The following is a 12,361-nucleotide window of genomic DNA, read 5'->3' as shown; positions in this document are numbered from 1 at the left end:
GGGGATGACGCTTTATAGATGCGTGCCGATATAGCGCTGATAGCGGTTGGCTTTTAAATACGTCAAATCCACCAGCACCAGCCCGTCTACGCAGTTGTTGAAATCAGGGTCGCTGCCAAAATCGATAAACTGCACGCCGCCCGGCTCGCATACCTCGGAGTATTGCTTATACAGCGGAGGAATGGCGCAGCCAAGATTGCCGAGCAGCGACTTCAGCCGGGTGAGATCCTCGGCATAATCCTCGCCGCTAAACTGCGCCAGCACGTCCGGTAGCGAAGCGGGATAAGGACGACGCGATTCCGCCAGCGGGTGGGTCGCCGGGAACCACAGACGATAGAAGGCCACCAGCAGATCGCGGGCCGCCGGCGGCAGGCCGCCGGAAATCGACACCGGGCCGAACAGATAGCGATAGTGCGGGTAGCGTGCGAGGTAGGCGCCGATGCCCGACCACAGATAATCCAGCCCGCGCCGTCCCCAGTAGCGCGGCTGAATAAAGCTGCGCCCCAGCTCAATACCGTACTGGAGAATATCGTCCATCCGCTGGTCGTAATGGAACAGGCTATAGCTGTAAATCCCCGCCATCCCGCGCTTTTCCAGCTGCATTGCGGTGGGCATAAAGCGATAGGCGCCAACGATCTCCAGATCTTCCTCATCCCACAGAATCAGATGCAGATAATCGTCGTCATAGCCGTCGACGTCGCGACGCTTGCCGCTACCTTCGCCCACCGCGCGGAAAGCGATCTCCCGCAGGCGGCCGAGCTCGCGCAGCAGCGGGGCGTCGTCCTGACCGTTGCGCTGCCACAGGTAGATGGCTTTGCCATCGGCGGTGTGCCCCAGGCACTCCGCGCGGTGCAGCTCGCGTTTTATCAGCGCGCGGTCTTCGGGGCGGGCGATGGCGCTTTCCGTTTTGAAGAGGCCCGCCAGACCTTTGCCCATCAGCTCGACGTGGCGATAGCAGCGGTCCGCCAGCTCGCGAGGAGACATCTGCGGGCTATACCAGCTGGACCAGGCAATCTGCTGGCCAATGCCGATCGGCAGGCTGCTGTTGCGGCGACGGAACATTTGCTGCATGAGCAGCAGCAGCGGCAGGTTTTCTGAAAGCAGGGTGCTGGCGTAAAACAGGGCGCTGTTGTGCGCGCGGATCCACACCGGCAGCAGCGGGGCGCGATATTTGGTCGCCAGCTTGATAAAGCCGGGGTGCCATTTCTTATCGCGGATCCCCCGGCGCGTCGGGCGCGAGACTTCACCTGCCGGGAAAAAGATCAGCACGCCGCCGTTTTGCAGCTGGCGATCCATTTGCTGCAGCGCGGCTTTAGCGGTACGGCCGTTGATGTTATCGACCGGAATGAACAACGAGCTGAGCGGCTCAAGGTGGGTCAATAGGCGGTTGGTCACGACTTTCACATCGCGGCGAACGCGGGAGACGGCATAGAGTAGCGCAAGGCCGTCGAGGGTACCGGTAGGATGATTGGCAACGATCACCAGCGGGCCGTGTTCAGGTATTTGTTCCAGATCGTGCGCCGGGATTGCGCAGCGAATATTCAGGTGTTCCAGCACCTGTTCGACCGTGTCGAGCCCCTTCAGGTGACGATGGCGGGCGGCAAATTGTTGAAACTCTTCTTCATGGAGCAGTTTTTTTAGCAGCTTCTTTTGCCAGGCGGCGGGCCTGGCCTGAGGCCACAGGTCGTCGAGTACATGGTCGAGACTAAACATAGCGCTTCCTCCTCGGTCCTGCCCAGACAGTAGAAGGCGGAAGTGTCGCTTATATTGCAGTTGGGTGAAGATTCGGCATTGTCAGGCCCGAAAGCGCGACGCAGGTCAGGGGAGTTCCCGGCCTGCGCGCGGAGCCTCTCGCCCGGAAGGCGGGTTTAGCGCAGGATTTTCTTCTCGGCGAGATCAAGGGCGAAGTAGCTGAAGATCAGATCCGCGCCGGCGCGCTTAATGGAGCCAAGACTTTCCAGAACCACTTTTTCTTCATCGATGGCGCCCGCCTGAGCGGCAAATTTGATCATCGCGTACTCGCCGCTGACCTGGTAAGCGCCGATCGGCAGATCGCTGCGCTCGCGGATATCGCGCAGGATATCAAGATAGGCGCCGGCCGGTTTAACCATCAGGCAATCCGCGCCCTGGGCTTCATCGAGCAGAGACTCGCGAATTGCTTCCCGGCGGTTCATCGGGCTCATCTGATAGGTTTTACGATCTCCCTTCAGCGCGGTGCCCGCCGCTTCGCGGAACGGGCCGTAGAACGAAGAGGCAAACTTGGTGGAGTAAGACATGATGGCCGTGCGGGTAAACCCGGCGGCATCCAGCGCCTGGCGAATAGCCTGCACCTGACCGTCCATCGCGGCGGATGGCGCAATAAAATCAGCGCCAGCCGCTGCCGCAACAACCGCCTGCTTGCCGAGATTCACCAGGGTGGCATCGTTGTCTACGCCGTGCTCGCAGAGTACGCCGCAGTGGCCGTGGGAGGTGTATTCGCAGAAGCAGGTATCGGACATCACGATCATCTCCGGCACCGCATCCTTACAGATACGCGACATCCGAGCGACCAGGCCGTTTTCGTTCCAGGCATCGCTGCCGTTGGCATCGGTGTGATGGGAAATACCGAAGGTCATCACCGACCGGATTCCGGCGTTAGCGATACGCTCGATTTCACGCGCCAGGTGTTTCTCCGGGATGCGCATCACGCCGGGCATGGCCTCGATGGCTTTGTAATCGTCGATTTCTTCTTCAACAAAGATCGGCAACACCAGGTCATTCAAACTCAGTGTTGTCTCTTCAAACATGGCTCGTAGCGAAGCGGACTGACGCAAGCGGCGCGGGCGAGTGATTAAATCTGTCATGGTTTGCCTGATTTTGTGAAATGAAAGACCGCAGTATACCTGAACCTGAGGGCGGGCGTTTTACGAAAGTGGCTTAAAATCTCCCCGCGCCGAACGGCTCTGGCAATAATAATGGGATCCTGAATGGAGTGCGCATGGTGAATATTTATATTTTCAGAGGATGTTTGTTTTTTCTATTGGATGCTTTTGGAGTTAATGAGATTTATATATTTAATGTGGGTGAAGGTTTTTAGCTGTTTATTCATTCTGGCTGATGGGGTAATGAAAAATGAGGTGAAATATAAATTAATGACCGAGAGTGCAGCGGTTACCACCTGCCTTCCTCCCAGGCGATTAAAATAATCGACCAGAATAATTTGTGGCGCGACGCATTCTACTGGCTGGTATGGCATAACCGCATTATGGAGCTACGCGACCTGCAGCTAATCGGTAATAACTCCTATGAGCAAATTCGCGCAATGCTGCTGTCTATGATTGACTGGGACGAACAATTACGTTTCCGTATTGGCGTTATGAATTATATTCATCAAAAAACGCGTATTTCGCGCTCCGTTGTTGCTGAAGCGCTTGCTGCTCTGCGTAAGGGCGGCTATATCGAGATGGATAAAGGCAAACTGGTCAGCATCAACCATTTGCCTTCAGAATATTAATCAGGATTCGGGAACCGCCAGCGGTTTTTCGCCGCTGAGTTCGCTGACCAGGTCATTGATGCCGTTACTCATATTGCTAAAGCGCGTCAGCGAGGAACGGGTGACCACCACGAAGGCGCCCACGTTAGCCTGCGGGTTCATCGCCATGTAGGTAATAAATCCGCCGCCGCCGCCGGTCTTCTGAATAATGCCCGGATGCCCGTTCTTCGGCTTCATATAAACCCAGCCAAGGCCCAGCGCATCGGCTTTCCCCGGCACGTCCATACCGATAACGCGGGTCAGCTGGCTGCGCTGATAGATCAGCGTCTGCATGCGGTCAGCCTGCTGGCCGCGGGTGTAAAAATCAGAGGAGAGGAACTGCTGCATCCAGCGCATCATATCGCCCGGCGTGGAGTAAACGCCGCCGCTGCCGATCGCCGCCAGGGTGTTGTTGCACGGGCTGGCGCCCTTCTCGGCGACCATCAGGCGGCCACACTGATCCGGCGATGGCGTAAAGGTGGTGTCCTTCATGCCCAGCGGGCGGGTGATTTGCTCTTCAAACAGCTGCGGATAAGGCTTGCCCGCGGCGTTCGAGAGGGCGTCCGCCAGCAGATCAAACGCGAGGTTGGAGTAGGCGGCCTGCGAGCCGGGCGCGGCTTTCAACGACGTCGTCGACAGCCATTCCCAGCGCTGCTGGCGAGTTGGCCAGACGAAGACCGCGCGGTGCGCCGCGCCGCCGGGCTGTTCACGCGGCAGGGCGCTGGTATGCGTCGCCAGGTTAACCAGCGTAATCGGCGTGCCCTGATAGCTCGGTACCCGAGCGCCCGGCGGAGCGTATTTGCTCAGCGGATCGTTAAGCTTCACCACCCCCTGATCGAGCATTTTCACCAGCATTTCGCTGGTCATCAGCTTGCTCAGTGAGGCGATGCGGATAACGGAATCCAGCTGAGGATGTTCATTATTGCCCGGACGCGTCTCGCCAAAGCTGCGAAAAACGCGCTGGTTACCGTCGATGACGACCAGCGCCATGCCGGTGGCACCGCTACCGTAGTAGATATGGTTGGCATAACGGTCGACAACATCGGAGGCAAATTCCGGATCGACGCTCGGTTGAGCAGCCTGGACCGATGTCCACGACGCCGCGCACAGCGCAGCAAAAATGAGCAGACTACGTTTCAACGGGGGTATCCATATTATGAAAAGAGATATAGAGCGTATTTATACTACGAAGCGGCGTACAGCGAAGCGCAATGACGACAATATTTCACGGAAAAACGTAACGGTGCGTAAAAAACGATTTTTTACGCTTTCGATACCCGCTTTACCCGGCGGACGCGTATGATTATTGTTTGGTTAATCAGGTTGTAAGAGAGAGAGACATGGCTGCTCAACGGGTAGTAATGGTAGTGGATATGCAAAATGGCGTTTTTGCGACCCCGCGTATTGAGCGTGAGCGCTGCGTCGCACAAATTAACCGCCTGACCCGCGCGGCGGACCGCGTGATTTTTATTCAGCATGCTGAGGATGGCGGGCTGGAAGAGGGAAGCGAAGGTTTTGCGCTGCTGCCTGAGCTGGAGCAGCCGGAAAACGCAATTTTTGTCACCAAAACAGCCTGCGATGCGTTTTACCAGACCCGCCTGGCGCAGGTGCTGAGCGAGCAGGACATTACGCAGTTTGTGATTTGCGGCTGCGCAACGGACTATTGTGTTGATACCACCATCAAGAACGGCGCCAGCCGCGGCTATGCCCTAACCGTCGCCGAAGATGCGCATACTACCGCCAACCGCCCGGCGGCGCAGGCGCAAACGCTGATTGCCCACTATAACGAGGTCTGGCGTACGCTGACCGTCCCCGGCAATCCCGTACGCGTGAAATCCACAGAAACAATTCTTAGCGCCTGGCACACGAACTAAGCTGCTGATATCCGGTCTCATAATTCGGTCGCCTTTCCTTGCCGCACTTCTCTGCGGCGGGCATTGTCGTGGTACACAGCATAATCAGAATGATAAGAAGTTAGCAGGAGAGCATGATGTTTAAATCTTTTTTCCCCAAACCGGGGCCGTTTTTTATCTCTGCCTTTATCTGGTCGCTGCTGGCGGTGATCTTTTGGCAGGCGGGCGGCGGCGACTGGCTGCTGCGAATAGCCGGCGCATCGCAAAACGTGGCCATCAGCGCCGCGCGCTTCTGGTCGCTGAACTATTTGATTTTTTACGCCTACTACCTGTTTTGCGTCGGCGTTTTCGCCCTGTTTTGGTTTACCTGGTGCCCGCACCGCTGGCAGTACTGGTCGATCCTCGGCACGTCGCTGATTATCTTCGTCACCTGGTTCCTGGTGGAAGTCGGGGTGGCGATCAACGCCTGGTACGCGCCGTTCTACGATCTGATACAGGCCGCGCTGGCCACGCCGCATAAGGTCAGCATTAACCAGTTTTATCAAGAAATTGGCGTATTCCTCGGGATTGCGGTTATTGCGGTGATTATCGGCGTGATGAACAACTTTTTCGTCAGCCACTACGTCTTCCGCTGGCGTACCGCGATGAACGAACACTACATGGCGCACTGGCACCATTTACGCCATATCGAAGGCGCGGCCCAGCGTGTGCAGGAAGATACCATGCGCTTTGCCTCTACCCTTGAAGATATGGGCGTCAGTTTTATCAACGCGGTGATGACCCTGATTGCCTTCCTGCCGGTGCTGGTCACCCTGTCCGAGCACGTGCCGGACCTGCCGATTGTTGGCCACCTGCCGTATGGCCTGGTGATTGCGGCGATCGTCTGGTCGCTGATGGGAACCGGTATGCTGGCGGTGGTGGGGATCAAGCTGCCAGGGCTGGAGTTTAAAAACCAGCGCGTTGAGGCGGCCTATCGTAAAGAGCTGGTATACGGTGAAGACGATGCCGCTCGCGCGACGCCGCCGACCGTACGCGAGCTGTTCGGCGCCGTACGCCGCAACTATTTCCGCCTCTATTTCCACTACATGTACTTCAACATCGCGCGCATTCTCTATCTGCAGGTCGATAACGTTTTCGGTTTGTTCCTGCTGTTTCCGTCGATCGTTGCCGGTACGATTACGCTGGGCCTGATGACGCAGATAACCAACGTATTTGGCCAGGTTCGCGGTTCGTTCCAGTACCTGATCAGCTCCTGGACGACGCTGGTGGAGCTGATGTCCATCTACAAACGTCTGCGCAGCTTTGAGCGTGAGCTCGATGGTAAAGAGCTGAATGAAGTCACGCAAACGCTCGGTTAATTATCTCAAGGAAGGATTATGGCGGCAGCAGCCTCTACTCGTATCGTTTCGCTCTCCCTGACGCTTCTGGCGGGGATGGTTCTCAGCGCCTGTACCAGTAATCAGGGGCCGGCGCTAAAAAAAGGCGAAAAGCCCGTGGACGTTGCCGCCGTAGTCCGGCAAAAAATGCCGGCCAGCGTGAAGGACCGTGACGAATGGGCGCAGGCGATAGCTAAAGCCTTCGAAAGCCAGAAGCTGGCGCCGACGGAAGAAAACGTCTGTTCGGTGCTCGCGGTGGCCCAGCAGGAGTCCAACTATCAGTCTGACCCGGTGGTGCCGGGGCTGAATAAAATCGCCTGGCAGGAGATAGACCGCCGGGCGGAGAAAATGCACATTCCGCTATTCGTCGTGCATACCGCGCTAAAAATTCCTTCGCCGAACGGCAAAAGCTACAGCGAGCGCCTGGATAGCGTGAAAACGGAGAAGCAGCTGAGCGCCGTTTTTGACGATTTTATCGACATGGTACCGATGGGCCAGACTCTGTTTGGCTCCCTCAACCCGGTGCATACCGGCGGCCCGATGCAGGTCAGCATCGCCTTTGCCCAGCAGCACACCGACGGCTATCCGTGGAAAATGGAGGGCACCGTGCGCAAGGAGGTCTTTAGCCTGCGCGGCGGCCTGTGGTTTGGCACCCGGCATTTGCTGAACTATCCGGCGAACTATAGCGCGCCGCTGTATCGTTTTGCTGATTTCAACGCCGGCTGGTACGCCAGCCGCAATGCCGCATTTCAGCATGCGGTCAGCAAAGTTAGCGGCGTGAAGCTGGCGCTGGACGGGGATTTGATTCGCTACGACAGCGACGAGCCGGGGACCACCGAGCTGGCGGTGCGGCGCGTAGCCGGACAGCTGGCGATAAGCGATGACGATATTCACCGTCAGCTGAAGAAAGGCGACAGCCTGGCATTTGAGAAAACCGACCTCTATCAGCAGGTTTTCCGCCTTGCGGATAAGAAAGCAGGCAAGGCCGTGCCGCGGGAAATACTCCCCGGGATCCAGCTCGAAAGCCCTAAAATTACGCGAAATCTGACGACCGCCTGGTTCGCGAAGCGGGTTGATGAGCGGCGCGCCAGCTGCATGGCGCGTCGTTAGCGATTAGTGCGCCAGCGCAGGAACAGCCCGATAAGAGCGACCAGCAGGCAGCTAATCAGAAAGGGGACCAGGCCAAATATTGTCCCCACCGCCAGACCTATTTCTATGCGCGGGTGGTGGGTGTTCTGGACCTGTATTAAGTGTTCAAAAACGCCGGGTGCGTGCACCAGCATGCTCAGCATTTGCGCCCCGGCCCAGAAGCAGAACAGCACAAACAGTCCGTAGGCGATATTGCTGCTGGTCAGCGGGCTCCTTCTTTTTTTGCCAAAGAGCGTTTTTGAAAAGGTAAACTCTGCCATACAACCTCCGTACTCCACTTCTCAGCCGTTTTTACACCGGCTACACGGCGATTATTTTGGCAGCGGGGGGCGCTATCCAGTATCAGATTGCTGGTAATTTTCGGCCAGGAATATTCCTGAACTTGCCGCTTTGCGAGCGTGCTAAAAGTTTGGCAAAGGGAGAGCTATCTCCCACTGTTATATAATTCTCAACGTCGCTACAGACCGCGGATTGCACCTGTGCGAAGATGTTTTTTTTGTCGTTGGAGTTGTCATGAAGCTCACTGAGAAAATTCGCCGTGACTGGCACTATTACGCTATTGCGCTGGGGTTAATTTTTATTCTGAACGGCGTGGTGGGGCTGCTGGGGTTTGAAACTCAGGGCTGGCAATCCTATGCCGTGGGGCTGGTGACCTGGGTCATTAGCTTCTGGCTGGCGGGGTTTATTATTCGCCGTCGTCCGGCGGAGCAAGTCTAGGGCGCTGACAGTTTCGCGGCCACCCGGGCCGTAAAGCTGTCGCCCCGGCAAGCGCTGCGTCGCCGGGGCAATTCGATCAGTTCATCGAGGTTTTCAGCGCGCGATCGGCGGCGTGACGCTCCAGCGCCAGCTCAATCAGGCGAGTGATCAGGCTGGTATAATCCAGTCCGCTGGCTTGCCACAGCTTAGGATACATGCTGATATTGGTAAACCCTGGCAGCGTGTTGATTTCATTGATAACAACTTCATTATCTGCCGTCAGGAAAACGTCGACGCGCGCCATGCCGCTGCAGCCGAGCGTCTGATAGGCACGAACGGCGATATCGCGAATTTTATCGTTAACTTCACCGTCAATGGCGGCCGGAACGACGACTTTCGCTCCCTGGTCGTCAATGTACTTGGTGTCGTAGGCGTAGAATTCGCTGTTGAGGACGATTTCGCCGCAGGTGCTGGCCTGAGGTTCATCGTTACCCAGTACCGCGCACTCGATCTCCCGGCCCTTAATTCCTTGTTCAACCACCACTTTATGGTCAAACTCAAAGGCCAGGGCGACCGCCTGCTGATACTGCCCCTCGCTATTCACCTTGCTCACGCCCACCGAAGAGCCCTGGTTGGCCGGTTTGACAAACAGCGGCAGGCCGAGGGTGTTTTGCACGTCAGCGAAGCTAAAGCGCTGGCGGTTAGCGCGGGTCAGGGTAATAAACGGTGCGATAGACAGGCCGGCGTCACGCAGCAGGCGCTTGGTGACGTCCTTATCCATGCAGGCGGCGGAGCCGAGCACGTCAGAGCCGACGAAGGGCAGGTTAGCCATCCGCAGCATGCCCTGCAGTGAGCCGTCTTCTCCCAGGGTGCCGTGGACAATCGGGAAAATAACGTCGATGGCGGCCAGCGGTTGGCCGCTGTCGGCATTAATCAGCTGCCGGGATTGGCGACCGGGAATTTGCGCCAGCGTGACATCGGAGGGACGCAGCGCAATATGGGCAGGATCTTGCGGGTTCAGCAGATAGTTACCGGCATCGTTAATGTGCCAGAGACCCTGTTTATCAATCCCCAGCAGAACGACGTCGAAGCGCGATTTATCAATTGCTTCCACGATGTTCTTCGCCGACTGCAGCGACACTTCATGTTCTGCCGACTTGCCGCCAAAAACGATCCCAACCCTCATCTTAGCCATTTCAACTTCCATCCTGATTACATCAAAGCACATAACATAGCATGTGCGATGACGGCATGGCTGCCAGAATCTCTGCGGCAGATCGCAGGGGGTTAAAAGCTGTGCAACCGCCGCTGCGGATAAGCAGGCGAGGGCGGGAGCCGATGCGCGCCGGCGCCGCGACGTCAGCACAACGCCCTGAGGCTTAGGCGATTAGCTCCGATAATATTTTATAAATCGGGATATGGAATGATAAAACACTAAACTCATCGCGAGCGCATCTCTGGTAATACGCCGGCGGAGGGAACTTGCTAAGCTAGATAATAATTCACAAAAAATTAATGAATACGCGTAGTTATGGAATCCTGGAAGGTTAATCTCATCTCTGTCTGGTTCGGCTGCTTTTTTACCGGCCTGGCAATCAGCCAAATTCTGCCGTTTTTGCCGCTCTATGTTTCTCAGCTGGGCGTCACCTCTCACGAGGCGCTGTCTATGTGGTCGGGCCTGACGTTTAGCGTCACCTTCCTGGTATCGGCCATCGTTTCGCCGATGTGGGGCAGCCTCGCGGATCGCAAAGGGCGCAAGCTGATGCTGCTGCGCGCCTCCCTGGGAATGGCGATTGCCATCCTGCTTCAGGCCTTTGCGACCAACGTCTGGCAGCTGTTTATCCTGCGCGCGGTGATGGGGCTGACTTCCGGCTATATTCCTAATGCGATGGCGCTGGTGGCCTCTCAGGTACCGCGAGAACGCAGCGGCTGGGCGCTCAGTACGCTATCGACGGCGCAGATTAGCGGCGTCATCGGCGGGCCGTTGCTGGGAGGCTTCCTCGCTGACCACGTTGGCCTGCGAATGGTGTTTATCATCACCGCCATTTTGCTGACGGTGAGCTTCCTGGTGACGCTGTTCTTGATTAAAGAGGGCGTGCGCCCGCAGGTCAATAAGGCGGATCGCCTAAGCGGCAGGGAGGTATTTGCTTCGCTGCCCTATCCTGGTCTGGTTATTAGTCTGTTCTTCACCACCCTGGTGATTCAGCTGTGCAACGGTTCAATCGGGCCGATTCTGGCGCTGTTTATCAAATCGATGGCCCCGGAGAGTAACAATATTGCCTTCCTCGCCGGCATGATTGCCGCCGTGCCGGGCGTTTCGGCGCTGATCTCGGCCCCGCGTTTAGGCAAGCTTGGCGATCGGATTGGCACCTCGCGGATCCTGCTGGCGACGCTGTGCTGCGCGGTGGTGATGTTCTTTGCGATGTCGTTCGTGAACACGCCGCTGCAGCTGGGCGTGCTGCGCTTCATGCTGGGCTTTGCCGACGGCGCGATGCTGCCGGCGGTGCAAACGTTGCTGCTCAAATACTGCAGCGATAGCGTGACCGGACGCATCTTCGGCTACAACCAGTCGTTTATGTATCTGGGGAACGTCGTCGGGCCGCTGATTGGCGCCTCGGTATCGGCAATGGCCGGCTTCCGCTGGGTGTTTATCGCCACGGCGATTATCGTGCTGATTAACCTTTGGCAGCTGGCCGTCATGCTGCGACGCAGCCGCCAAACGACGGCGTAATCACACTCCTCCCTTCTGCCGGTATTTACGTCACAGCGTAAATGCCGGTTACCGATCCCTCCCGGTTATAAATGTATCTCCGATCACAAAATGATCATTTTCACCTCTTTGCCCCTTCTATTTGTAGCTGTTACGCGTATACAGTTACGCGTAACAGCTATATTAAAAGAGGTTTTATGAGAAATTTATTCGATTTATCGGGGAAACGAGCACTCATCACCGGTTCTGCCCAGGGGATTGGTAATCTGCTGGCCGGCGGCCTTGCAGAGTACGGCGCGGAGATCATTATCAACGATCGGACCCAGCGACGTGCGGACCAGGCCGCGCAGGCGCTGGTTGATCGGGGCTATCGCGCAGTGGGATGCGCATTTGATGTGACCAGGGCGGAGGAGGTCGAGCGCGGGATTACCCGTATTGAGCAGGAAATTGGGGCGATTGATATTTTAATTAATAACGCCGGGATCCAGCGCCGATATCCTTTTACTGAATTCCCCGAAGAGGAGTGGGATCGGGTTATTGAAGTTAACCAGAAAGGGGTGTTCCTCGTCTCGCAGCAGGTTGCTAAATATATGATGACGCGCCGCGCGGGAAAAATAATAAATATTTGCTCGATGCAAAGCGAATTAGGTCGAAAAACCATTACCCCGTATGCCGCATCGAAAGGAGCGGTCAAAATGCTTACTCGTGGAATGTGCGTGGAGCTGGCGGAATATAATATTCAGGTTAATGGCATAGCTCCCGGCTATTTTGCTACTGAGATGACGGCTGCGCTGGTGAATGACGAGGCGTTTTCCGCGTGGCTGTATCAGCGTACTCCGGCAGCCCGCTGGGGAAAACCGGAGGAGTTGATTGGCGCTGCGGTGTATCTAGCCTCTGCGGCGGCAAACTTCGTCAACGGTCATGTGTTGTTTGTCGATGGAGGGATGCTTGCCGCCGTCTAATTTCTACCCTAATCCAGATTGTATCGCTGCTGCTTTAGGCGCTGTTAATAAAATTAAGCTGAAGTCATAATTAAACCCGTTTGCCTACGAACATAATCTGAGGA

General features: G+C 56.5%; 11 protein-coding genes and 1 pseudogene. 7 read left to right on the top strand and 5 right to left on the bottom strand.

From position 1 onward, the window contains the following. Positions 1-12 precede the first annotated feature (12 nt). Both GVK32_RS07370 and hemB read right to left on the bottom strand, forming a co-directional pair. Positions 13-1,713, bottom strand: coding sequence for a lysophospholipid acyltransferase family protein (locus GVK32_RS07370; protein WP_159866716.1), 1,701 nt, complete (start codon positions 1,711-1,713; stop codon positions 13-15). Positions 1,714-1,868: 155 nt separating this feature from the next. Further along, positions 1,869-2,843, bottom strand: coding sequence for a porphobilinogen synthase (gene hemB / locus GVK32_RS07365; RefSeq protein WP_159866714.1), 975 nt, complete (start codon positions 2,841-2,843; stop codon positions 1,869-1,871). Positions 2,844-3,089: 246 nt separating this feature from the next. Here hemB and GVK32_RS07360 point away from each other — a divergent pair. Next, positions 3,090-3,493 (top strand): annotated as a pseudogene (locus GVK32_RS07360) (helix-turn-helix domain-containing protein); the annotation flags it as partial. Here GVK32_RS07360 and ampH read toward each other — a convergent pair. Beyond that, a complete protein-coding gene (gene ampH / locus GVK32_RS07355; RefSeq protein ID WP_128878965.1) occupies positions 3,494-4,651 on the bottom strand; it encodes a D-alanyl-D-alanine-carboxypeptidase/endopeptidase AmpH in 1,158 nt (385 codons plus the stop codon). 221 nt (positions 4,652-4,872) lie between these two features. On the opposite strand from ampH, the gene GVK32_RS07350 reads away from it, so the two are divergent. From GVK32_RS07350 to GVK32_RS07340, 3 genes are all read left to right on the top strand, one after another. Then, positions 4,873-5,385 carry an isochorismatase family protein gene (locus tag GVK32_RS07350; protein WP_200842847.1) on the top strand — a complete coding sequence of 171 codons (513 nt, stop codon included), beginning with the start codon at positions 4,873-4,875 and terminating at the stop codon, positions 5,383-5,385. Positions 5,386-5,501: 116 nt separating this feature from the next. Next, complete coding sequence (gene sbmA, locus GVK32_RS07345; RefSeq protein ID WP_159866710.1) at positions 5,502-6,722, top strand: peptide antibiotic transporter SbmA; 1,221 nt, start codon at positions 5,502-5,504, stop codon at positions 6,720-6,722. Between the two features lie 18 nt (positions 6,723-6,740). Continuing rightward, positions 6,741-7,850 carry a DUF1615 domain-containing protein gene (locus GVK32_RS07340; RefSeq protein WP_159866708.1) on the top strand — a complete coding sequence of 370 codons (1,110 nt, stop codon included), beginning with the start codon at positions 6,741-6,743 and terminating at the stop codon, positions 7,848-7,850. On the opposite strand, the gene GVK32_RS07335 is transcribed toward GVK32_RS07340, so the two are convergent. Then, positions 7,847-8,149, bottom strand: a complete 303-nt coding sequence (locus tag GVK32_RS07335) for a DUF2755 family protein (RefSeq protein WP_159866705.1) — start codon at positions 8,147-8,149, stop codon at positions 7,847-7,849. The two genes, GVK32_RS07340 and GVK32_RS07335, sit on opposite strands and share 4 nt — an antisense overlap. A 253-nt stretch (positions 8,150-8,402) precedes the next feature. Between GVK32_RS07335 and GVK32_RS07330 the strand changes: the two genes are divergently transcribed. Next, on the top strand, positions 8,403-8,606 hold the full coding sequence (locus GVK32_RS07330) for a DUF2754 family protein (RefSeq protein WP_159866702.1): 204 nt from the start codon (positions 8,403-8,405) through the stop codon (positions 8,604-8,606). Between the two features lie 76 nt (positions 8,607-8,682). On the opposite strand, the gene ddlA is transcribed toward GVK32_RS07330, so the two are convergent. Beyond that, a complete protein-coding gene (ddlA, locus tag GVK32_RS07325) occupies positions 8,683-9,780 on the bottom strand; it encodes a D-alanine--D-alanine ligase (protein ID WP_159866699.1) in 1,098 nt (365 codons plus the stop codon). Positions 9,781-10,116: 336 nt separating this feature from the next. Between ddlA and GVK32_RS07320 the strand changes: the two genes are divergently transcribed. Next, the gene (locus GVK32_RS07320) at positions 10,117-11,316 is read left to right on the top strand and encodes a multidrug efflux MFS transporter (protein ID WP_159866696.1); all 1,200 of its coding nucleotides are present in this window, start codon (positions 10,117-10,119) and stop codon (positions 11,314-11,316) included. 176 nt (positions 11,317-11,492) lie between these two features. Then, the gene (gene idnO / locus GVK32_RS07315; RefSeq protein WP_159866804.1) at positions 11,493-12,257 is read left to right on the top strand and encodes a gluconate 5-dehydrogenase; all 765 of its coding nucleotides are present in this window, start codon (positions 11,493-11,495) and stop codon (positions 12,255-12,257) included. The last annotated feature ends 104 nt before the right edge of the window (positions 12,258-12,361 follow it).

Origin of the sequence: Klebsiella sp. 18074 (assembly GCF_902705905.1) — a bacterium.
Taxonomy (GTDB): Bacteria; Pseudomonadota; Gammaproteobacteria; order Enterobacterales; family Enterobacteriaceae; genus Klebsiella; species Klebsiella terrigena.
This window is presented reverse-complemented; position numbering and strand designations above follow the sequence as displayed.